This is a genomic window from Agromyces sp. Y782 (assembly GCF_059445405.1).
In genome coordinates this window covers 1,327,055-1,347,473 of record NZ_JCAIUG010000001.1, presented here as the reverse complement: position 1 = coordinate 1,347,473, position 20,419 = coordinate 1,327,055, and the positions used below count along the sequence as shown (strand labels likewise).

The 20,419-nt window shown below is 67.7% G+C and carries 20 protein-coding genes and 1 tRNA gene; 15 read left to right on the top strand and 6 right to left on the bottom strand.

Annotated elements, in window-relative coordinates; genetic code table 11:
* Nucleotides 1-48 precede the first annotated feature (48 nt).
* The 8 genes from AC1C2S_RS06235 to AC1C2S_RS06200 all read left to right on the top strand — a co-directional run bounded on the left by AC1C2S_RS06235 (nt 49) and on the right by AC1C2S_RS06200 (nt 7,916).
* The gene (locus AC1C2S_RS06235; protein WP_495353204.1) at nt 49-1,713 is read left to right on the top strand and encodes a glycoside hydrolase family 13 protein; all 1,665 of its coding nucleotides are present in this window, start codon (nt 49-51) and stop codon (nt 1,711-1,713) included.
* 78 nt (nt 1,714-1,791) lie between these two features.
* Nucleotides 1,792-3,150 carry an ABC transporter substrate-binding protein gene (locus tag AC1C2S_RS06230; RefSeq protein WP_495351661.1) on the top strand — a complete coding sequence of 453 codons (1,359 nt, stop codon included), beginning with the start codon at nt 1,792-1,794 and terminating at the stop codon, nt 3,148-3,150.
* A gap of 111 nt (nt 3,151-3,261) precedes the next feature.
* Nucleotides 3,262-4,242, top strand: coding sequence for a carbohydrate ABC transporter permease (locus tag AC1C2S_RS06225; protein WP_495351660.1), 981 nt, complete (start codon nt 3,262-3,264; stop codon nt 4,240-4,242).
* Complete coding sequence (locus AC1C2S_RS06220) at nt 4,239-5,198, top strand: carbohydrate ABC transporter permease (protein ID WP_495351659.1); 960 nt, start codon at nt 4,239-4,241, stop codon at nt 5,196-5,198. Before AC1C2S_RS06225 ends, AC1C2S_RS06220 begins: the two co-directional genes overlap by 4 nt.
* 63 nt (nt 5,199-5,261) lie before the next feature.
* Nucleotides 5,262-5,660: an MmcQ/YjbR family DNA-binding protein gene (locus AC1C2S_RS06215; RefSeq protein WP_495351658.1), complete on the top strand. Its 399-nt coding sequence runs from the start codon at nt 5,262-5,264 to the stop codon at nt 5,658-5,660.
* Nucleotides 5,661-5,817: 157 nt separating this feature from the next.
* Nucleotides 5,818-5,890, top strand: a tRNA-Arg gene (locus AC1C2S_RS06210).
* Nucleotides 5,891-6,262: 372 nt separating this feature from the next.
* Complete coding sequence (locus tag AC1C2S_RS06205; protein WP_495351657.1) at nt 6,263-7,630, top strand: hypothetical protein; 1,368 nt, start codon at nt 6,263-6,265, stop codon at nt 7,628-7,630.
* Complete coding sequence (locus tag AC1C2S_RS06200) at nt 7,623-7,916, top strand: GNAT family N-acetyltransferase (RefSeq protein WP_495351656.1); 294 nt, start codon at nt 7,623-7,625, stop codon at nt 7,914-7,916. Before AC1C2S_RS06205 ends, AC1C2S_RS06200 begins: the two co-directional genes overlap by 8 nt.
* 327 nt (nt 7,917-8,243) lie before the next feature.
* Here the strand turns inward: AC1C2S_RS06200 and AC1C2S_RS06195 are convergent, their stop codons facing one another.
* Nucleotides 8,244-8,708, bottom strand: coding sequence for a MarR family winged helix-turn-helix transcriptional regulator (locus AC1C2S_RS06195; protein ID WP_495351655.1), 465 nt, complete (start codon nt 8,706-8,708; stop codon nt 8,244-8,246).
* A gap of 279 nt (nt 8,709-8,987) precedes the next feature.
* Here AC1C2S_RS06195 and AC1C2S_RS06190 point away from each other — a divergent pair, with 279 nt between their 5' ends.
* The 3 genes from AC1C2S_RS06190 to AC1C2S_RS06180 all read left to right on the top strand — a co-directional run bounded on the left by AC1C2S_RS06190 (nt 8,988) and on the right by AC1C2S_RS06180 (nt 11,803).
* On the top strand, nt 8,988-10,109 hold the full coding sequence (locus AC1C2S_RS06190) for a sensor histidine kinase (RefSeq protein ID WP_495351654.1): 1,122 nt from the start codon (nt 8,988-8,990) through the stop codon (nt 10,107-10,109).
* Nucleotides 10,106-10,789, top strand: a complete 684-nt coding sequence (locus tag AC1C2S_RS06185; RefSeq protein WP_495351653.1) for a response regulator — start codon at nt 10,106-10,108, stop codon at nt 10,787-10,789. The genes AC1C2S_RS06190 and AC1C2S_RS06185 overlap by 4 nt, the downstream gene beginning before the upstream one ends.
* Nucleotides 10,790-10,936: 147 nt before the next feature.
* Nucleotides 10,937-11,803 (top strand): CPBP family intramembrane glutamic endopeptidase, encoded by an 867-nt coding sequence (locus tag AC1C2S_RS06180; protein ID WP_495351652.1) that lies wholly within the window; start codon nt 10,937-10,939, stop codon nt 11,801-11,803.
* A gap of 107 nt (nt 11,804-11,910) precedes the next feature.
* Here the strand turns inward: AC1C2S_RS06180 and AC1C2S_RS06175 are convergent, their stop codons facing one another.
* Complete coding sequence (locus tag AC1C2S_RS06175; RefSeq protein WP_495351651.1) at nt 11,911-12,816, bottom strand: oxidoreductase; 906 nt, start codon at nt 12,814-12,816, stop codon at nt 11,911-11,913.
* A gap of 62 nt (nt 12,817-12,878) precedes the next feature.
* Between AC1C2S_RS06175 and AC1C2S_RS06170 the strand changes: the two genes are divergently transcribed.
* On the top strand, nt 12,879-13,463 hold the full coding sequence (locus AC1C2S_RS06170) for a TetR/AcrR family transcriptional regulator (RefSeq protein ID WP_495351650.1): 585 nt from the start codon (nt 12,879-12,881) through the stop codon (nt 13,461-13,463).
* A 108-nt stretch (nt 13,464-13,571) separates the two neighbouring features.
* Here AC1C2S_RS06170 and AC1C2S_RS06165 read toward each other — a convergent pair whose 3' ends face one another.
* The 3 genes from AC1C2S_RS06165 to AC1C2S_RS06155 form a co-directional block, all read right to left on the bottom strand.
* On the bottom strand, nt 13,572-14,375 hold the full coding sequence (locus tag AC1C2S_RS06165; RefSeq protein ID WP_495351649.1) for a winged helix-turn-helix domain-containing protein: 804 nt from the start codon (nt 14,373-14,375) through the stop codon (nt 13,572-13,574).
* A 497-nt stretch (nt 14,376-14,872) separates the two neighbouring features.
* Nucleotides 14,873-15,505 carry a uracil phosphoribosyltransferase gene (gene upp / locus AC1C2S_RS06160; RefSeq protein WP_495351648.1) on the bottom strand — a complete coding sequence of 211 codons (633 nt, stop codon included), beginning with the start codon at nt 15,503-15,505 and terminating at the stop codon, nt 14,873-14,875.
* A 32-nt stretch (nt 15,506-15,537) separates the two neighbouring features.
* Nucleotides 15,538-15,921 carry a hypothetical protein gene (locus tag AC1C2S_RS06155; RefSeq protein WP_495351647.1) on the bottom strand — a complete coding sequence of 128 codons (384 nt, stop codon included), beginning with the start codon at nt 15,919-15,921 and terminating at the stop codon, nt 15,538-15,540.
* Between the two features lie 147 nt (nt 15,922-16,068).
* Here AC1C2S_RS06155 and tadA point away from each other — a divergent pair, with 147 nt between their 5' ends.
* The gene (gene tadA / locus AC1C2S_RS06150) at nt 16,069-16,539 is read left to right on the top strand and encodes a tRNA adenosine(34) deaminase TadA (protein ID WP_495351646.1); all 471 of its coding nucleotides are present in this window, start codon (nt 16,069-16,071) and stop codon (nt 16,537-16,539) included.
* Between the two features lie 257 nt (nt 16,540-16,796).
* On the opposite strand, the gene AC1C2S_RS06145 is transcribed toward tadA, so the two are convergent.
* Entirely contained in the window at nt 16,797-17,759 is a 963-nt protein-coding gene (locus AC1C2S_RS06145; RefSeq protein ID WP_495351645.1) for a cation diffusion facilitator family transporter, read from the bottom strand.
* 79 nt (nt 17,760-17,838) lie between these two features.
* On the opposite strand from AC1C2S_RS06145, the gene proC reads away from it, so the two are divergent.
* Nucleotides 17,839-18,690 (top strand): pyrroline-5-carboxylate reductase, encoded by an 852-nt coding sequence (proC, locus tag AC1C2S_RS06140; protein ID WP_495351644.1) that lies wholly within the window; start codon nt 17,839-17,841, stop codon nt 18,688-18,690.
* Nucleotides 18,687-20,324, top strand: coding sequence for a beta-N-acetylhexosaminidase (locus AC1C2S_RS06135; protein ID WP_495351643.1), 1,638 nt, complete (start codon nt 18,687-18,689; stop codon nt 20,322-20,324). Before proC ends, AC1C2S_RS06135 begins: the two co-directional genes overlap by 4 nt.
* The last annotated feature ends 95 nt before the right edge of the window (nt 20,325-20,419 follow it).

The window sequence follows — 20,419 nt, the reverse complement described above, 5'->3', positions numbered from 1 at the left end:
TGACGTCGCGCGCCACCCCGTCGACACGAGGAGACCCGCAGCGTGACCATGCACCTCACGGACGCCACGACGGTTCCGGCAACCGTCGCGCCCGACCCCCTCTGGTGGCGCAGCGCCGTGATCTACCAGGTCTACGTGCGCAGCTTCGCCGACTCCGACGGCGACGGCACGGGTGACCTTCGCGGCGTGCGCAGCCGGCTCGGTTACCTGAAGGAACTCGGCGTCGACGCCCTCTGGTTCAACCCCTGGTACCCATCGCCCCTCGCCGACGGCGGCTACGACGTCTCCGACTACCGCGACATCCACCCGACCTTCGGCAGCCTCGAAGACGCCGAGCTTCTCATCTCGGAGGCACTCGAACTCGGCATCCGCACGATCATCGACGTCGTGCCCAACCACATCTCGAGCGAGCACCCGTGGTTTCAGGCGGCCCTCGATGCCGGCCCGGGCTCGCCCGAGCGCGAGCGCTTCTGGTTCCACCCGGGCAAGGGCACGAACGGCGACGAGATGCCCACGAACTGGGTCTCGAACTTCCAGGGCGACACGTGGACCCGCACGACGAACCCCGACGGCACGCCGGGGGAGTGGTACCTGCACCTCTTCACCCCCGAGCAGCCCGACCTGAACTGGAACCACCCCGACGTACGCCGCGAGCACGAGGACATCCTGCGCTTCTGGTTCGACCGCGGCGTCGCCGGTGTGCGCATCGACTCGGCCGGCCTCCTCATCAAGGACCCGTCACTGCCGGAGGTTCCCGAACAGCCCGCACCGGGGCAGCACCCCACCGAAGACCGCGACGAGGTGCACGAGGTGTACCGCTCATGGCGGCGCATCGCCGATTCCTACGAGGGCACCCGAGTGCTCGTCGGCGAGGTCTGGGTTCCGGATGCCGCCCGCTTCGCGGCCTACCTCCGCCCCGACGAGATGCACACGGCCTTCAACTTCGACTTCATGTCGCGGCAGTGGGACGCCGCGGAGCTGCGCGGCTCGATCGACCTCATGCTCGCCGCGCACGCGCCGGTCGGCGCCCCGAGCACGTGGGTGCTCTCGAACCACGACGTCACCCGCCCGGTCACGCGGTACGGCCGTGAGGACTCGAGCTTCGCGTTCGCGAAGAAGCGCTTCGACACCCCCACCGACCTCGAGCTCGGCACTCGCCGCGCCCGTGCCGCCGCGCTGCTCACCGCAGCTCTGCCCGGCTCGCTCTACCTCTATCAGGGCGACGAGCTCGGCCTTCCCGAGGCCGAGCTGCCCCGCGAGGTGCTCGAGGACCCGATGCACTTCCGCTCAGGCGGTGTCGACCCCGGCCGCGACGGATGCCGCGTGCCCCTGCCCTGGCGCGGCAGAGAGGCGCCCTTCGGGTTCAGCCCCGCCGGTGCATCCGCTCGCCCATGGCTGCCGCAGCCCGCTGACTGGGCCGCGCTGACCGTGCAAGCGCAGGAGGCCGATCCGGGCTCGATGCTCTGGCTCTACCGCCAAGCGCTGCGCATCCGTGGTCGTGAGCGCGCGCTCGGCGACGGTTCGCTCACCTGGCTCGAGAGCGAACCCGACGTGATCGCCTTCCAGCGTGGCGACGACTTCGTGAACGTCACCAACCTCGGCGGCGATGCGGTCGCCCTGCCCGAACACGAGAGCATCCTGCTCTCGAGCACCCCGCTCGTCGGCGGGCTGCTCCCTCCCGACTCCACGGTCTGGCTCCACCGATCCGCCTGACCGTCGAGGCCGCAGCGCTCACCACGTCGCGGCACTGCACCTCACCACACCTGAACACAGCACCGAAAGGACTGGACAATGAAGTCACCAAGAAAGGTCGTGATCGCCGGCATCGCCGCGTTCGCGATGGTGGGCGCACTCGCCGCCTGCAGCTCCGGAGGCACCGACGGCGACAAGACGGAGCTCCGCGTGGCCACGTTCCCGCCCGGCGCCGACGCCGCAGCGTACGAAGCGTTCGAAGCGCAGGAGAAGCAATTCGAGAAGCTCAACCCCGACATCGACATCATCGGCGTCGAGTACGAGTGGGAAGGGCCGACGTTCGCCGTGCAGCTCGCCGGCGGCAGCCTCCCCGACGTGTTCACCGTGCCCTTCACCGACTCGAAGACGCTGCTCGAGAACGGCCAGCTCACCGATGTGACCGACGAGATCGAGGAGCTCGGCTACACCGACAGCTTCAACCCCGTCATCCTCGACGGCGTCACCGACTCCGAGGGGCGCATCTTCGGATTTCCGCGCCAGGCCTACGCCATGGGCCTGCACTACAACCGCACGCTCTTCGAGGAGGCCGGGCTCGACCCCGACAGCCCGCCCACCACGTGGGACGAGGTCCGTGCGGCCGCGAAGACGATCGCCGAGAAGACCGGCAAGGCCGGGTACATGCAGATGACGCAGAACAACACGGGCGGCTGGCAGCTCACGGCCGCCACCGTCGCACGTGGCGGCTCGACGCAGGAGGACAACGGCGACGGCACCTACACGTCGACGATCGCGAACGACGGCACGAAGGCTGCGCTCGAGTTCCTGCAGACGCTGCGCTGGGAGGACAACTCGCTCGGGTCGAACTTCCTGCTCGACTGGGGCTCGATCAACCAGGAGTTCGCGGCCGGCAACATCGGCATGTACACCACGGGTTCCGACATCTACACGGCCCTCGTGCGCGACTTCTCGCTGAACCCCGACGACTACGGCCTCACGGTCATTCCCGTCGAAGACGGCGGCGGCACGCTCGGCGGCGGTGACATCGCGGTCGTGAGCCCCACGGTCGATGACGAGACCAAGGCCGCGGCGGTGACCTGGATCGACTGGTACTACATGCAGAAGCTCCTGACCGAGGATGCAGCGGTGCTCGACGCCGAGACACTCGCCGCGAGCGACCAGGCCGTCGGAACCCCGCTCCTGCCGGTGCTGAACCGCGAGGCCTACGAGCAGTCGCTCGTCTGGATCGAGCCGTTCATCAACGTGCCGCGCGACCAGATGACCCCGTTCATCGACGGCATCTGGGAGCAGACGCCCGTCGGTGAGCCGAAGGGCAAGACGCAGGAGATCTACGCACTGCTCGACCCCGTGGTGCAGGCGGTGCTCACCGACCAGAACGCCGACATCGACGCGCTCCTCGAGACCGCGAACACCGAGGCGCAGGCCCTGCTCGACGAGTGACCCCGACCGCTGGTCGAGGAGCGCCCGACGAAGTCGGACGCGTATCGAGACCCCCGAGTCCCGATACGCGCTTCGCGCTCCTCGACCAGCGACCCTCATGAAGGAATCCACATGACCCTCACCGCGAAACCGCCCACCGCGGCACCGGCCGCCGACAAGGACGCGCCGGCTGCGGCATCCACTCACCGAAAGCGCCCGAGGAACCTACGCACCTGGGTGCGCGGCGGCGGTCTCTCGACCCTCGTCTTCCTCGCGCCGATGCTGTTCGTGTTCGGGATCTTCAGCTGGTCGCCCATCGCGGCGTCGGTCATCATGAGCCTGCAGAAGACGAACCTGCTCGACCCGCCCGTCTGGGTCGGCCTCGACAACTTCGTCAACGTGCTGAGCGACCCACTGCTCGGCACCGCCGTGGCGAACACTCTCTACTTCGCGGGGCTCGCGCTCGTCTTCGGCTTCCCGTTGCCCATCTTCGTCGCCGTGCTGATGAGCGAGGTGCGCCGGGCCAAGGGACTCTACAGTGCGCTCGCATACCTGCCGGTGGTCGTACCGCCGGTCGTCGCAGTGCTGCTCTGGAAGGTCTTCTACGACGCGAGCCCGACCGGGCTCTTCAACACCGTGCTCGGCTGGGTCGGCATCCCGCCGCAGCCGTGGCTGCAGTCCTCGGCGACCGCGATGCCCTCGCTCGTGCTCGAAGCGACGTGGGCGGCGGCCGGTGGATCGATCATCATCTACCTGGCCGCGCTGCTCGCGGTGCCGCCCGAGCTCTACGATGCCGCAGAGGTCGACGGGGCGTCGATCTGGAAGAAGATCTGGCACGTGACCCTGCCGCAACTGCGCGGCATCCTCTTCATCATGCTGATCCTGCAGATCATCGGCACAGCGCAGGTGTTCCTCGAGCCGTACCTCTTCACCGGCGGCGGGCCGAACAACGCGACCGTGACGGTCCTGCTCCTCATCTACCGGTACGCGTTCCAGAACAGTCTCGGCGGTGACTACGGCGAGGCGACGGCGCTCAGCGTGATGCTCGCGATCGTGCTCGCCCTCCTCAGCTGGCTCTACTTCAAGCTCACGAACCGCTGGAGCGCCTCATGACGACGACCGCACGGGACATCCGTCTGCCCCGTCTCTCCCTGAAGCCCCGCGGGCCCAAGCGAACCGACGACGACCAAGGCGACCGCGGAATCGTCTCGGAGTACGAGCGCAAGAAGCGCAGCGTGAAGTTCGGCATGAGCGGCGTGCACCTCGCGCTCTTCGCCGGCCTCGTCATCGTCGGCCTCGGCCCGCTGCTCTGGCTCGCGAAGTCGGCGGTGACACCGACGCAGGACACCCTGCGCCAGCCCCTCGCGCTCTGGCCGAACGGCATCGACTGGGCGAACCTGCAGGCTGCATGGGTCGAGGTGCACATCGACCAGTTCTTCTGGAACACCATCGTGATCGCGGCGGGCTCCTGGTTCTTCCAGTTGCTCGTCGCGACGACCGCCGGGTACGCACTGTCGGTGCTGCGACCGAAGTACGGGCCGATCCTGAACGGTGCGATCCTCGCGACGATGTTCATCCCGGCCGTCGTGCTTCTCGTGCCGCTGTACCTCACGATCGTGAACCCGCCCCTGCTCGGCGACGTGTCGCTGCTCAACAACTACCTCGCGGTCTGGTTGCCGGCCGCGGCGAACGCGTTCAACATCCTGCTCGTCAAGCGCTTCTTCGACGCCCTCCCGCGAGAGGTGTTCGAGGCGGCGCGCACCGATGGCGCTGGCCCGTTCCGGTTGTTCTGGTCGATCGTGCTGCCGATGTCGAAGCCGATCCTCGGCGTCGTCTCGGTCTTCGCGATCATCGCGGCCTGGAAGGACTTCCTGTGGCCGATGCTCGTGCTGCCCGACCCCGCGGTGCAGCCGCTCTCGGTGCGGCTGCCGGCCGTGCAGGGCTCGATCGAGCTCGACGTCTTCCTCGCCGCGCTCGCGATCTCGACGCTCATCCCGGTCGCGCTGTTCCTCGTCTTCCAGGGGGTGTTCCTGCGTTCGGCCGGCCTCGGCGGCGCCGTCAAGGGGTAGTAGGTGCGATGAACGGATGCCGCGGCTCGCGCGCTGTCGGCGGTGCGGCGTAGCGTGGGCGAGGTGGAGCATCCCCGAGTCGTCGACCCGCGGCATCCGCTCGTCGAACGCGTGCGCGCCGTCTGCCTCGAGTTGCCCGAAGCGGTCGAGGTCGAGGCATGGGGTCGGCCGACCTTCAGGGCCGCGAAACCGATCTTCGTGCACGTGAGCGCCTCGATGGAGCGACCCTTCTCGATCGTGCTGAAGACCGACCCCGACGAGCACCTCGCGCTCGTGCAAGACGAGCGGTTCTTCGGGCCGCCCTACTACGACCGCAACCGCTGGGTCGCGGTCGACCTCGACCCGCCGGGCACCGACTGGGGTCTCATCGTCGAGCTCATCGAGACTTCGTATCGGCAGGTCGCGAACCGCCGGCAGGTGAGCGCGCTCGATGTGTTGCGGCCCGAGCACTCGGGCGGCTGAGACGCCCGACGACGGACCTGTTCTTCGTCTGACGGTGTCGTCGTGCAAGCCCGCAGCCGGAGCTTCCGGCATGCGCCGGTCGATTGGCGCGATCCGAACCCGTGCGTTAGAGTTACGTGGTTGCCTGATCGCGAACGAAGCGCAGGCGACATCCCATGCGCCCGTAGCTCAACGGATAGAGCATCTGACTACGGATCAGAAGGTTGGGGGTTCGAATCCCTCCGGGCGCACACTGGTTGAGACAGTATCTCTGTTCGCAGAGGCGTGGCGGCTCGCGAAAGCGGGCCGTTTTCGTTTCCCATCGTGCATCTCCCGAGCGTTTCCCCTCGTGCATCTTGCGAGCTATGGATGTGCTCAGCGCAACCCTGCCATTTGCTGGGACTTCGCTGAGTATCGGTGTGTGCGGCATGTCGATCGGGTGACGGCGGCGCGGCGCGGCGCGTAGGCTCATTGCACATCTGAGTCCCGTGATCGAGAGTTCGGATATGAGGGGTGTGCGCGTCGGGTCCGACCCGGCTTCGTTGTACCGGATGATGCTGATGCGCCAGCGTACGAAGAGTTCCGGCAATGCCGAGCGTGGGGGGCACGTTCGGCCCAGAGGCGTGCGTTCGCGCCGTGTCGCGTCGCTCACGCGTCGTGTCTACGCCCTGCTCATCGCGATGGCCGTGTCGATCGTGCTCTACCGTGCGCTCGACCCGCAATTCTCGCCGACGAGCAGCGAGCACGCGGTCGACATGATCTGGATGATGCCGGCGCTCGCCGGGGGTGCCGCCGTCGGTGCGGCACTGGTCATCGCATCGGCGTCGCGCGCGGGGCTCGCGGGCGTCGCTCACCTGGGCGTGCCGGTATTGACGCCGCAGGGCCGTTCGCTCTCCAACGGGCTCACCTGGGCGGCGATCGCCATGCTCGCCGTGCACTTCACCGCCGCGGCGTTCGACGGGCTTCCCGGTGGACACCGGCTCGCCGGAGTGGTACTCGGCGTCGTGTTCGGTGTCGGAACGTTCCATCTGCACCGCCATGCCATCGAGCACGAGGCCTACCGTACGTTCAACCTCGTCGCCATGCTGCTCGCCGCCGGAAGCCTCGCGAGCATGAGCATCACGCCGACGGGCGAATGGTGGACGCGCAACTTCAGCACCCTCGGTACATCGAACGACCTCGCTGCCGCCTGCTTCAACGTGGCCATCGTCGTGTCGGGACTCGGCATGGCGGGGTTGTCGGCTTCGCTCACCCGTGCACTCGCGCACGGGCCGTTCGGTCTGCGGGCGGGGGCTCGCGCCGCGATGCAGACGCTCATCGCACTCGTCGGCGTGGGGCTCATGGGTGTCGGCCTGGTGCCGATCAACGGTGCCACCGACCTGCACAACGCCTTCGCGCTCGGGGCCGCCGCCTCATTCGCGCTGCTGTGCGTCGGGGTGCAGATCTTTGCGTCGCGCATGCCACGGGTGTTCGTGTGCTTCTCCTACGTCTCGCTCGCGATCGAGGCCGCCGCGATGGTGTCCTACGACCAGCTCGGCATCTTCAACCTCACCGTCTTCGAACTCGTCGCCTTCACCCTGGTGTTCGCGTGGCTCATCGCCCTCGTCGTGGCGACCGCGACCGTGCACGAGCGAGGTCAACGATCAGCGGATGTCGCGGCTCCCGCCCGAGGCATCCGTCGCCGTCACCCGCGACCTGGGCGCCCGGCCGTGCGCACTCGACCGGGCTCCGTTCCTCGCGCCGGACGCCAGTCGACGCTCCAGGTCTCGAGCGCGTCACGAGGAGTCTCCGCGCCGTTGCGGATCAGGTGGAGTGAGAGTCATCGCCCTCGCCCTCGCCGCGCGTCGCGATCTCCTCGACTGTCGTCCGCTCGATCTCTTCGGCCGCCGCCGGGCCCTGCGCGTCGGCGTCGCGGGTTCCGGCGAAGCAGGCGCAACCGTCGGACCGGTCGGACCGGTCGGACCGGTCGAGTAGAGTCGCGCCATGGGTAACGACATCGTCGAAATCGTCCGCAACGACGACCGCCACCGCTACGAACTCACGTTCGGTGGGGAACGCGCCGGGTTCGCACAGTACCGGCGCAGAGACGGCGTGATCGTCTTCACTCACACCGTGGTGCTGCCCGAGTTCGAGGGTCGCGGCCTCGGCGGCAGGCTTGCGAAGTTCGCGCTCGACGACGCCGTCGAGCGGGGTGAGCGCATCGTGCCGGAGTGTCCGTTCATCGCCGCGTACCTTCGACGACACGACGAGTACGAGGCATCCGTCGACTGGCCGTGACTCGTGGGTTCGCCGTCAAGACACGGCATCGACTCGGCGTTGACCCCCCAATCGGGGCAGTATCCGTGCTCCCTTCTGGCAGCTACGATTCGAGCAGACCCGAGTCGGACCCGACCGACCTTCTCGCACTGCAACGGCGAGTCGCGTGATCGAGCGACCGCCCGATCGCCCGGGGAGAATCTCGCCGGGCTCGGTTCGGGTCGCTCGGCGGGAGGGTCTCCCTAGGAGACCGCGGTGGGGCGGGAGGTAGGGTTCCCGCCCCACCGTCATCCTGTCACTCAGCCGCCGAGCTGCGACGCCGGCCGACTCGGCTGCGCCGCCGTATCGTCATCCCGCGGCTTCGGCGGGCTGCTTCTGGTCGATGTCGAGGCGGAGTCGGTTGCAGAGTTCGGCGAGCGCGTGCAGTTCGGTTTCGGTGAGGGTGTCGCCGAACACCCGATTGATCGAGTTCATGTGCGTGATCGCGACCCGTCGGAAGAGGGCGAATCCCTCTTCGGTGATGGTGACGATCGTGCCACGGCCGTCGCTCGGGTCGTGGAGTTTCGCCACGAGTCCGCGTGACGCGAGCCGGTCGACGAGCCGGCTCACGCTCGGCTGGGTGATGAGCACGTTGCTGTTCAGGTTCTTCAGGCGCAGCCGACGGCCGGGTGCGCGCGTGATGTTGAACAGCACGTCGTATTCGTTGAGCGAGATGATCTCGCTCGGGAAGTCGGCCGCGAGTGCACGCATGATCGTGACTTGCGCACGGAACAGCGACTCCCATGCGGCGACGGTGATCGCGCGATCTGCCATGCCCGTTCCCTTCATTGTGGTTCATTCCACAATAGGGAACCGCAGGAGGAAACGGTTGAGGGCCGGTCGTAGAGGCTGACGACCGGCCCTCTCCCTTGCACCAAGAGTGTCCTGCAATCACATTCCACGCCGCCTGCCACAGCAAACAGTCGGCGCACTTCCGAATATATAACGGATCGGTAACAGGCGCTAGTTATCGTTCTGTTATTTTTCGAATTCGTCGGGTTCGGCCGCCGAGAGCTGCCAAGACCCCTCCGAGCATCCGCGTACGATGCAAGGATGTGGGTCGTTCGCTTTCTCCTGACTCATGTCAAGTGGGACGTACTGTCCGCCGTCGTTCTCGTCGGCTTGTCGTTCGTGCCGGGTGTGGCGCAGCAGGGGCTTGAGCTGGCCGGGTCGCCCGATCGACCGCTCGATCTGCTCGGTGCATCGCTCATCGTGATCCAGGGAGGCGCAGTCGCGCTTCTGCGCCGATGGCCGCACTGGTCCTTGGCTCTGACCTTCTCGGCGTTCTCGGCGTACCAATTGCTTGGATTCCCCACGACGTTCGCTGCCCTCGGTCTGCTCGTTGCCCTGGTGGGCGCAGGGGCATTGGTCGAGCGGCACCGGACGCTGACTCCGATGCTCGCCCTGGGCGGTTACGTCGCTCTCGTCGCGGCGCTGATCACGCTCGACGCCGCACTCACCGTGCTGGACGCACTGGTCTTCGGAGCGCTTCTGGCGGCCCTGTGGGTCTTCGGCTCGTGGCTCCGATCGCAGGCCGCTTTGCGTCGCAGCCGCACCGAGAGAGCTGAACGGGAGACGATCACAGCCGAACGGGCGCGCATCGCACACGAGCTGCACGACGTGGTCACTCATCATGTGACGGCGATGGTCGTGCAGGCCGAGGCCGGACAGTTTCGTCAGAAGCTCGATCAGGGGACGCTGGACCTCCTTGCATCCATCGCTGACGGGGGCAGAACGACGCTCGTCGACCTCCGTAGTCTGCTCGGGGCTCTCGAGGGGGATGCTGAGATCACGCGTGCGCCAGCCGAGCAGCAGGTCGGCGACATCGTCGCCCGGACCCGCTCGGCCGGGCAGCTGGTCGAACTCGTGGAGCGTGGCGAGCCTCGACCATTGGCAGGGGCCACAGGACTCGTGGTCGTTCGGGTCGTGCAGGAGAGCCTCACGAATGCGATGAAGCACGCGCGTGACGGTGCGGCAACGGTGGCGATCGAATACGGCGAACGTGAGATCCTGATTGAAGTGGTCAGTTCCGGCCGCAGCCGCAAGAGTGCGGCTTCGATATCGGGGGGTCGGGGGATCATCGGGATGCGTGAGCGCGTGGAACTCGTGGGCGGCGATCTGCAGGCCGAACCGGTCGGCGATCGGTTCGTGGTGCGCGTGCGGCTTCCCATATGAGCGCGGACTCGACGAGGATGCCCATCCGTGTCGTCGTCTGCGACGACCAAGAGCTCGTGCGCACCGGATTCGTCACCATCATCGATGCTCAGCCCGATCTCGTGGTCGTCGGCGAGGCGGCAGACGGCGAAGAAGCCGTCCGGGTCACCCGTCGCGAGCACCCGGACGTCGTTGTGATGGACATCCGTATGCCGGTTCTCGACGGGATCGAAGCGACGAGACGAATAGCGGGGCCGCAGGTCCAGGACGCGGCGCGCGTGCTCGTGGTCACGACGTTCTCGCTGGACTCGCTCGTCTACGACGCCCTGCGCGCGGGCGCGAGCGGCTTCCTGCTGAAAGACGCCAGGCCCGCCGAGCTGACGGCGGGCATTCGGACTGTTGCCGCGGGCAACTCCCTGATCGCGCCGGCAGTGACGCGATCGTTGATCGGACGCTACGGTGACCGGCTGCGGCCCTCGGCGCAGGACCGTTCGACCTTTGAAGCACTCACCGTACGCGAACGCGAAGTGCTGACTCTCATCGCCGATGGACAGTCGAACGCAGAGATCGCTGCACAGCTCGTCATCAGCCACGAGACGGTGAAGACCTACGTGTCACGCATCCTGACGAAGCTCGACGTGCGCGATCGGGTGCAGGCTGTCGTACTCGCGCACAGAACGGGCCTCGCTACCTGGTCCTGATTCTCCGCGCGGATCGCTGATCTCCATGACACTTGGGTCCCCCGAGCGAGGGATCCCAAGTGTCCACCCTCGTGGGATTCGCCGTATTCGCGACCGCCGTAACGTCATGCTCACACCCCGAAATCGAGTAGGGGATAAGGAGCAGGAATGACGAAGTCCACGCAGGATCTCAAGCCATCAGCCAAGCGCAGGAGCGAGGGACCTCGAACTCGATCCTGGATCAAAACGACCATTGTCGTCGTCGGCTTCGCCGTGGCGATGCTCGTCACGAACTCCATCGCCACCGAGCTCCACAACCCTGTGGCGGCGCTCATCATCGGTCCAGCCCTGGCGATTGCGATGGCATCCCTGTACATCTGGACAGGCCGGCGCGTCGAACGTCGCCAGGTGACAGATCTCGCGCCGAAAGGCGCTACCCGTCATCTGCTGATCGGGACGGGGGTCGGGTTGGCCCTGTCAGCGGTGACCGTCGGCATCCTCGCCCTTTTCGGTGCGTACACTATCACCGGCTGGGGGTCGATCGCCGGTGCGCTGGCCGTCGCCGGAACGATGTGCGCGGTCGCCGTTTCGGAAGAAGTGTTCTTCCGGGGAGTCGTGTTCCGCCTCATCCAAGGTCGATGGGGCGCAGTCGTGGCGCTCAGCGCCTCGGCGATCATCTTCGGACTCGTTCATCTGCTCAATCCGGGCGCCTCGCTTTGGGGTGCGGTTGTGATTGCGATCGAAGCCGGACTCATGTTGGGTGCTGCCTACCTCGCCACCGGGTCGCTGTGGTTGGCGATCGGCCTGCACTTCGGCTGGAACTTTGCGACGGTGGGCATCTTCGGCACCGTGACGTCCGGCTCCGAGGCGCGCGACTCCCTTGTCACCGCCGTGACAAGCGGGCCGGCATGGCTCTCAGGGGGAAGTTTCGGACCGGAAGCCAGCATCATCGCCGTCTTGGTGTGCTCGGTGGCGACAGTGCTGCTTCTGATTGTGGCGCGCCGTCGGGGTCGACTTTCGCTTCGTCGCCGCTGATCGCCAGGGCCGGATCATCGAGCCGGGTCAGGGTTCCGTACTCGCGGGCTCCCGCGCTACCGGATCGCGAAGGAAACGAGCGGTGATCCGAGCTGACAGCGTGACTCCTACTCTGAGGCGACCGACCGGGTGCTGAGAGGGAAGCGTGCTCCAGTGAGCTGTTCGGAGACTTCCCAAAGCCGTCTGGCCGTGTCTGGATCCTGTGCGGCAGCGGACGGCGCACCCACCGCGGCCGGTCCGCGGACTCCGCCGAAGCGGCTCGGCCCCGAGAAGCTGCCGCCGCCCACGTCTCCGACCGCCGCCAACAGAGTGGGAAGCGCGCCGCCCTCGGGGCCGTGGGCGAGCAGAGGCGTGCTGATCGCGGACAGGACATCGAACGCCCGGTTGCCGCTCGTGATCCGGAATCCGGTAGACGCCCAGCCGGGATGGGCGGCGGTGGCGATCACCGGTGAGTCGACAGCGGTCAGGCGGCGCTGCAGCTCAACGGTGAACAGCAGGTTCGCCAACTTGGACTGTCCATAGGCGCCGAACGGCTTGAACGCTCGCCGCTCCCACTGCAGATCATCGAAGTCGATCCGCGCGGTGCGGTATGCGGACGACGAGATGGTCACGACTCGGTCCGTGACGCGGTCCAGCAAGAGATTCGTCAGCGCGAAATGCCCGAGGTGATTGACCCCGAACTGGATCTCGAAGCCATCCTTGGTGAGTTGTAGCGAGTCGGTCATCGTGCCGGCGTTGTTGATGAGCACGTCCACACTGCCGTCCACGCCGGCGGCGAAGTCCCGAACCGACGCAAGTGACGCGAGGTCTAGGGGGCGGACTTCGACTTCGCCATCGATCGTGGCGGCTGCCGCTCGGCCCTTGTCCTGGTCCCTGACCGCGAGGACGATCCGTGCTCCTCTGTCTGCCAGCGCGGCAGCCGCAGCGCGGCCGATCCCGCTGTTGGCGCCCGTGATGATGAAGGTGCGGCCGGTCTGATCCGGTATCTGAGAAGGAGAGGTCAATTGAGGCATGACGTTAATGTAACCACTGGATACAATCTTGTCAACGGATACATAGTCGGTAGACTGCACATGTGACTTCTTCTCGTCCGTACCACCACGGCAACCTTCGTCGGGCCGTGTTGGATCAAGCGGCGAAGGTGGTGCGCGAGCGGGGAGTCTCTGAACTGTCGTTACGCGAACTGGCCGCGACGATCGGCGTCACCCACGCTGCCCCGCGCCGGTACTTCACCGGCAGGCAAGAACTTCTCGATGCCCTGGCTGTCGAGGGTTTCGTTCGGCTCGGCTCCCGGCTGAGTGAAGCTGTCGAGACATCGTCCGACTTTCACGAACAGATTCGTTCAATCGCCCGCGTCTACCTCGACTTCGCGACCTCCGAGGCGAACCTCGTCGAGCTGATGTTCGCTCACAAACACGGAGCAGACAGTGAAGCTGTGGGCCAGAATGCCGAGGCCGCATTTGCGCCGATTCTGCAAGTGTTCCAACGCAACGAGACCCAAGAACTGCTGCGGGGCCGGAAACCGGAACGAGTCTCATTGGTATTCCTCGCCACCCTCCAAGGCCTCGCCGGTCTCGTCAACTGCGGCGTCATCCCCGTCGGTCAGCTTGGCGAATTGATCGATGAGGCAGTCGCGCTTTTTCCACCGAATCTCACGTAGCCGACTGACCGTCTCCTGAAGGATCCGTCTCGCGAGTACGAAAGCGACCCGTCGGCCAGCCGCGATATCGCCTTGCCCAGGTACTTGGGTGCGCGTCGGCTGACCCGTTCAGTACAGGTCGGGGGAGGGGGTCGACGCCTGGCGGATCGAGACGTCGGCGTGACGGTCGAAGCGGTACCCGACGCCGCGCACGGTGCGCACGATGTCTTGATAGTGCGCGAGCTTCGAGCGCAGACGCCGCACGTGCACGTCGATCGTGCGCTCGCTCGGCGCTTCGTCGTCGGCGTCCCACAGGTTGTCGATGAGCTCGTGGCGGTCGATCGTGCGGCCCTCACGCAGCACGAGGTACTGCAGCAGCTCGAACTCCTTGTACGTGAGACCGGCAGCCTCGCCGTCGAGCAGCACGCGCTTGCGCGAGATGTCGATGATGACGCCGTTGGGGTGGCGGTCGACGTCGTCGCGGGTGTCCTGATCCTCGCGCTGCTTGGCGAGCGCGGCGGGGTCTTGCAGGGCGAGCCGCACGACGTCGACGTCGCGGCCACCCGCGGCTTCGGGGGCGAGTGCGACCGCGGCGTAGGTCTCGGCCGAGGGTGCGACCTCGGCGGTCAGCGTGCGCAGCGCCTCGACGATGCGGTGCAGGGTCGTGCCGTCGGCGAGTGCCTTGGCCTCATCGATGCCGACGTAGAGCACGAAGCCGCGGGCCTCGGTGCCCTCGGGCACGGCCCGAACCCGCGGTGCGCGGGCGGCGTCGGCCGAGGCATCCGCCGCCGGGGCGGCGGCTCGGGGAGCCGCGGCGACTGAGCGGAGCGGAGCGGAGGGGGTGTGCGACGGAATCGTCGGGGCGGCCGGCAGCGACGGTGCCGTGCGGGCCTGGACGGTGCGGACGGGAGCGGTTGCGAGTGCGAGAGACATGACGAGAATCCTTGTATGAAGGGTGCAGCGACCGGCCCCGAAAGCGGGGTCGGAGCGAATGGCCGTTCGGCCGGGCGAACCTCGAGAGACGGAAGGTTCAGAGGAGTCGGCGTCGATCTGGATGCGGATCGGCTGCGGGACTCGGCGGTCGGGTCGCGGTCAGCGGCACATTCGACAACACATGGGTGCACGTGCCGGCATCATCGTGCCGGTCGTCCTGAGAGCGCCGAGGGCGGTCAGGTTGCGTGCAGTGTCAGTCATGAGCAAAGTCAAACGGATGGCCGGGCGTGTGTCAATTCATGACGGCCAGGTGACGGGGTGTTTCGTCGCACGCGGTGCGCGTTGCGATGCGACATCCGGCAGGATCAGTGACGCCGATGCGTCGCCTGAAAGATTCTGCGATGGATGACGAGTTTCGGAAATCTTCCGCGCGCGATTTCGGCTGCGGCGTGTCGAGGCTCGAAGATCCTTCGGGTAACGGATGCCGCCGGCTGCGCTTATACCGTGCCGTAGAGGCGATCGCCGGCATCGCCGAGACCCGGCACGATGTACCCCAGCTCGTTGAGGCGCTCGTCGACGGCGCCGAGCACGATCGTGACCTCACGGCCGTGCAGGGCCTGCTCGACCGCCGCGAGCCCCTCGGGTGCGGCGAGGATGCAGATCGCCGTGACATCCGTCGCCCCGCGCTTCAGCAGGAACTCGATGGCCGCCGTGAGCGAGCCGCCCGTGGCGAGCATCGGGTCGAGCACGAAGCACTGGCGGTCGCTGAGGTCGTCGGGCAGTCGCTCGGCGTACGTCGTCGGCTCGAGGGTCTCTTCATTGCGCGCCATGCCGAGGAAGCCGACCTCAGCCGTCGGCAGCAGCTTCGTCATGCCCTCGAGCATGCCGAGACCCGCGCGCAGGATCGGCACGATGAGCGGCTTCGGGTCGGCGATGCGCACGCCCGTCGCGGGTGCCACCGGGGTCACGATGTCGACCGGCTCGACGCGCACCCCGCGGGTGCCCTCGTAGGCGAGCAGCGTCATGAGCTCGTCGACGAGTGAACGGAAGACGGGCGACGGGGTCTTCAGGTCGCGGAGCACCGTCAGCTTGTGGGTGATGAGCGGGTGATCGGCAACGTGGACTCGCATGGGCTCGAGTCTACTGAGCGCGGGCCTCGTCGTCAGTGCCAGAACACCGCCACGGCGACGTTGGCGATGGCGGCGATGCCGGCGCTCCAGAGCAACGGGCGCAGCGAGGCATCCGTCTGCTCCGCCCGCTTCAGCGCGCGGCCGCGGACCACGCCGACGATGGCCAGAACCAGCACGACGAGCGCGATACCGAGCTTCACGAACGCCTTCGCGCGATCTATCTCTGTGCCGCCGATCTCGTTGACGGCGATCAGCGCGATGCCCGAGGCGAGCTGCACGATCGAGCCGACCAGCACCGGCGAGAAGTCGAAGCCCGATCGCCTGGGCATCTGCAGGATGTATGCGCCGATGATCGCGGCGAGACCGACGAAGTGCACGACGAGCAAGAGCAGGCGGGTGAGTTCGAGGGGTTCCAAGGTTGCCTCCGATGGGCGGGATCGAGTGGTGAGTAAGTGTTTACTAACCACGATGGTACGATACCGGAAGTCAGGTGTACAGGAGGCCCATGTCGACGCGAGATCGCATCCTCGATGCAGCGATCGAGGTCATGACCCGGCGCGATCATGATTGAGTCCGGCCGCCATCACGAGTGGATGCGACTCGCGCTCGCCGAAGCCGAGCAGGCTCCGGCCACGCGCGACGTGCCCGTCGGCGCCGTGGTCGTGAACGCCGCCGGCGAGGTCGTCGCCGCGCGCCGCAACGAGCGCGAGCTGCTCGGCGACCCGACCGCGCACGCCGAGCTGCTGGCCCTCCGTTCAGCCGCCGAGGTCACCGGCGACTGGCGCCTGACCGACTGCACGCTCGTGGTCACACTCGAGCCGTGCGTCATGTGCGCGGGGGCGATCCTCGCAGCGCGTATCCCGACCGTCGTGTTCGGCGCATGGGACGAGAAGGCCGGCGCGGCGGGCTCCCTCTACGACGTGCTCCGCGATCGGCGGCTCAATCACCGCGTCGAGGTGTTCGCGGGCGTCGAAGCGGATGCCGCGGCGCAGCTGCTGCTCGATTTCTTCGACGATCCTCTGCGCCGGCCCTAGCCCACCTCACGCTGGTCGAGTAGGCCGCCAGCGGGGCGGCCCTCACGCTGGTCGAGTAGGCGCGCCAGCGCGGCAGCCCTCACGCTGGTCGAGTAGGCGCGCCAGCGGGGCAGCCTCACGCTGGTCGAGTAGGCGCGCCAGCGCCGTATCGAGACCCCGGCCGGGGAGGTCTCGATACGCTCCTGCGTCGCTACTCGACCGGCGGGCGGGTCTCGATACGCTCCTGCGTCGCTACTCGACCGGCGGCTGCCTCGTCGTTACTCGAGGCCCTTGATGACGATCGCGTCGGTGGGCGGTGCAGCGAGGTTCGGCTCGACGTAGACGTCGGGCTCGACATAGATGACTCGTGCGGACGGCACGGCATCGCGGATGCGCAGCTCGATCGCGTTCGTCGCCGCCGCGACCTCGAGCAGGCGCTGGTCGGCAGTGAAGCCGACCTTCGCGGCGACGAGCAACTCGTCGGGGCCGAGATAGAGGGTCTTCATGTGGATGATTCGCTCCACCTCGGGGCCGGCGAGGATCGCCTGCTCGATGCGCACGACATCGTCGTCATTGGCGCCCTCGCCTACGAGGAGCGACTTCGTCTCCATGCCGAGCACGACGGCGACGACGATCAGCAGCGTGCCGATGAAGAGGGTGCCGATGGCGTCGAAGAGCGGGTTGTCGGTGATGATCGTGAGCCCGACGCCGATGAACGCGAAGACGAGGCCGAGGAGCGCTGCGACGTCTTCGAGCAGCACGACGGGCAGTTCGGGAGCCTTGGCGCGTCGAACGAACTGCACCCAGCTCAGTTTGCCGCGCACGTGGTTCGACTCCTTCACGGCGGTGCGCAGCGAGAACGACTCCAGCACGATCGCGATCGAGAGCACGAGGATCGGCAGCCACGGCACGTCGAGCGCATGCGGGTGCTGCAGCTTGTCGATGCCCTCGTAGATCGAGAAGAGCCCACCGACCGAGAACAGGATGATCGAGACGACGAACGCGTAGACGTACCGCTCGCGGCCGTAGCCGAACGGATGCTCCTTGTCGGCCGCCCGCTTCGCCTGGCGGCCGCCGAAGATGAGGAGCAGCTGGTTGCCGGCATCGGCCACCGAGTGCACGGCCTCGGCGAGCATCGAGGACGAGCCCGAGAAGAACCAGGCGATGAACTTCGTGATCGCGATTCCCGTGTTGGCGAGGAATGCCGCGATGATGGCTCTGTTGCCGCCCGATGCGCTCATGGAGCAATCCTAAAGGGGGTAGCGGAGCGAAGATGTGCGTTCCAGCCACAGCGTTCGACCCCGAACCTAGGATGGTCGCATGAGTGTCGAGGCCCCTGTCAGACTGCCCGCGATCGCATTCCTCGGGGCGGGGTCGATGGCTCGCGCCGTGCTGACCGGCCTCCTCCAGCCGGGCATCGAGGTCGACGGCGGCATCTGTGCGACGAACCGCAGTGCCGAGAAGGCGGCCGAGCTCGCGGGCCTCGCCGGCGTCACCGCGTACGCGACCGAGACGGATGCCGCAGCGAACCGCACCGCCGTCGCCGGCGCGAAGCTCGTGGTCGTCGCCGTCAAGCCCGCCATGGTGCCGGCGCTGCTCGAGGAGATCGCGGACGCACTCGAGCCCGGCGCAGTCGTCGTGAGCGTCGCCGCCGGGGTCACCGTGGCGACGTTCGAGTCCCTGCTGCCCGCGTCGGTCACGGTGATCCGCTCGATGCCGAACACGCCGGCGGTCGTCGGCCGCGCGGTCACCGGCGTCTCGGCCGGCACGCGCTCGAGCGACGCCGACCTCGCGCTCGCCGTGTCGCTCTTCGAGACCGTCGGCGAAGTGCTCGTCGTGCCCGAGGAGCAGATCGACGCGCTCTCGACGATCTCGGGGTCCGGGCCGGCCTATGTCTTCTACCTGATCGAGCAGCTCACGGCGACGGCGATCGAGAAGGGCTTCACGCCAGAGCAGGCGGCCGTCATGGTCGAGGGCACGTTCCGCGGCGCGAGCGAGTTGCTCGCCGCATCCGATGCCGGCCCCGCCGAACTGCGCCGCCGGGTGACGAGCCCGAAGGGCACCACCGAGCGCGCAGTCGCGGTGCTCGAAGAGGCCTCGCTCAAGCAGACCTTCGACCGGGCGACCGATGCCGCGCTCGCCCGCGCCCGCGAGCTGGCGGCCGGGGCGTGAGCGGCCTGATTCCGAAGCCCTTCTCGTTCGAGGCACGCGACGGCGAGTTCGTGCTCGACGCCGGCACGGCCATCACGGCGACGGATGCCGCGGCATCCGTCGCCCGCCGCCTGCAGGCCGACCTCAGTGCGGCGACGGGCTTCGCGCTGCCCGTGACCCCGCGGCTCCTCGACCAGCGGGGCGCGGCGGGCGTGATCGCGCTCGACATCGACCCGGAGCTGCCCGGCGAGGGCTTCCGGCTCGAGGTCGCGCCGGGCGGCGTGCGCATCACGGGCGGCTCCGAGGCGGGCCTCTTCTACGGAGGTCTCGCGTTCCGGCAACTGCTCGGGCCCGATGCGTTCCGCCGGGCGGCGCTGCCCGAACGGCAGTGGCGCGCCGCGGCATCCGTCACGGTCGATGCACCGCGCTTCGCGTGGCGGGGATTCATGCTCGACGTCGCCCGCAGCTTCCGGCCGAAGCACGAGGTACTGCGGCTCATCGACGTGCTCGCGCTGCACCGGGTCAACGTGCTGCAACTGCACCTCACCGACGACCAGGGCTGGCGCATGGAGATCCGCCGGTATCCGCGGCTCACCGAGGTCGGCTCATGGCGGCCCGAGTCGCAGCTGGGGCACGGGCCCGAATCGACGCTCGACGGGCGCCCGGTCGGCGGCTTCTATACCCAAGACGATCTGCGCGAGATCGTCGCGTACGCCGCCGAACGGCACATCGAGGTCGTGCCCGAGATCGAGACGCCCGGCCACGTGCGGGCAGCGCTCGCCGCGTATCCCGAGCTCGGCGTCACCGGCGGGCCGTACGAGGTGTGGACGCGCTACGGCATCAACGACGACGTGCTGAACACCGAGGAATCGACGGTCGCCTTCTTCCGCAACGTGCTCGACGAGGTCATGGAGGTCTTCCCGTCGCGGTACATCGCGGTGGGCGGTGACGAGGCTCGCAAGACGCAGTGGGCGGTCGACGCGCGCACGCGGCAGCTCATGGCCGAACGCGGTCTCGCGACGCCGAACGAGTTGCAGGCGTGGTTCATCCGCCGGCTCGACGAGCACCTCACCGCGGCCGGCCGACGTCTCTACGGCTGGGACGAAGTGCTCGAGGGCCCGCTCGACCCGGGCGCGACGATCGCGTCGTGGCGAGGCCTCCGCGGTGCCCAGGTCGCCGTGGCCCGAGGTCACGACGTCGTGCTCTGCCCCGACGACTTCGCCTACCTCGACTACCGGCAGTCGGATGCCGCGGACGAGCCGATTCCCGTCGGCACGGTGCAGACGCTGCGTGACGTCTACGACTTCGAGCCGCTGCCGGCGGATGCCTCGGAGGCGATGCGGCGCCATGTGCTCGGCGTGCAGGCCAACGCGTGGAGCGAGCACATGGACACCGTCTCACGGCTCGACTACATGGTGTTCCCGCGGCTCGCGGCGTTCGCCGAGGTCGCATGGAGTGCACCCGGCAAGGACTGGGCGGGCTTCGAGGCGCGCCTCGGCGACCAGCTCGCGATCTACGACGCGATGGGGGTCGCGCACCGGCCGCTCGACGGGCCGCACCCGTGGCAGAGGCGGCCCGGTGTCCCCGGCGTGCCTCGCGACAAGGCTGACCGGCGGGCTGAACTCGCCGCGCTCACGGCCGACCTGCTCGAATAGCACTGCACCTGCCCCGTCCGCAGGATGAGCGCTCGAAGGCAGCCGTTATCGACGGTCGCCGGTGCGCTCATCCTGCATTCAATGGCCCGGCTCTC

What these genes read in the sequence shown, in the direction of transcription:
- AC1C2S_RS06195 (WP_495351655.1), bottom strand. Translation starts at nt 8,708, where the DNA reads ATGGCAGATCGCGCGATCACCGTCGCCGCATGGGAGTCGCTGTTCCGT.
- AC1C2S_RS06190 (WP_495351654.1), top strand. Translation starts at nt 8,988, where the DNA reads ATGTGGGTCGTTCGCTTTCTCCTGACTCATGTCAAGTGGGACGTACTG.
- upp (WP_495351648.1), bottom strand. Translation starts at nt 15,505, where the DNA reads ATGCGAGTCCACGTTGCCGATCACCCGCTCATCACCCACAAGCTGACG.
- AC1C2S_RS06180 (WP_495351652.1), top strand. Translation starts at nt 10,937, where the DNA reads ATGACGAAGTCCACGCAGGATCTCAAGCCATCAGCCAAGCGCAGGAGC.
- AC1C2S_RS06145 (WP_495351645.1), bottom strand. Translation starts at nt 17,759, where the DNA reads ATGAGCGCATCGGGCGGCAACAGAGCCATCATCGCGGCATTCCTCGCC.
- AC1C2S_RS06165 (WP_495351649.1), bottom strand. Translation starts at nt 14,375, where the DNA reads ATGTCTCTCGCACTCGCAACCGCTCCCGTCCGCACCGTCCAGGCCCGC.
- AC1C2S_RS06230 (WP_495351661.1), top strand. Translation starts at nt 1,792, where the DNA reads ATGAAGTCACCAAGAAAGGTCGTGATCGCCGGCATCGCCGCGTTCGCG.
- AC1C2S_RS06220 (WP_495351659.1), top strand. Translation starts at nt 4,239, where the DNA reads ATGACGACGACCGCACGGGACATCCGTCTGCCCCGTCTCTCCCTGAAG.
- AC1C2S_RS06235 (WP_495353204.1), top strand. Translation starts at nt 49, where the DNA reads ATGCACCTCACGGACGCCACGACGGTTCCGGCAACCGTCGCGCCCGAC.
- AC1C2S_RS06175 (WP_495351651.1), bottom strand. Translation starts at nt 12,816, where the DNA reads ATGCCTCAATTGACCTCTCCTTCTCAGATACCGGATCAGACCGGCCGC.
- tadA (WP_495351646.1), top strand. Translation starts at nt 16,069, where the DNA reads ATGATTGAGTCCGGCCGCCATCACGAGTGGATGCGACTCGCGCTCGCC.
- AC1C2S_RS06185 (WP_495351653.1), top strand. Translation starts at nt 10,106, where the DNA reads ATGAGCGCGGACTCGACGAGGATGCCCATCCGTGTCGTCGTCTGCGAC.
- AC1C2S_RS06225 (WP_495351660.1), top strand. Translation starts at nt 3,262, where the DNA reads ATGACCCTCACCGCGAAACCGCCCACCGCGGCACCGGCCGCCGACAAG.
- proC (WP_495351644.1), top strand. Translation starts at nt 17,839, where the DNA reads ATGAGTGTCGAGGCCCCTGTCAGACTGCCCGCGATCGCATTCCTCGGG.
- AC1C2S_RS06200 (WP_495351656.1), top strand. Translation starts at nt 7,623, where the DNA reads ATGGGTAACGACATCGTCGAAATCGTCCGCAACGACGACCGCCACCGC.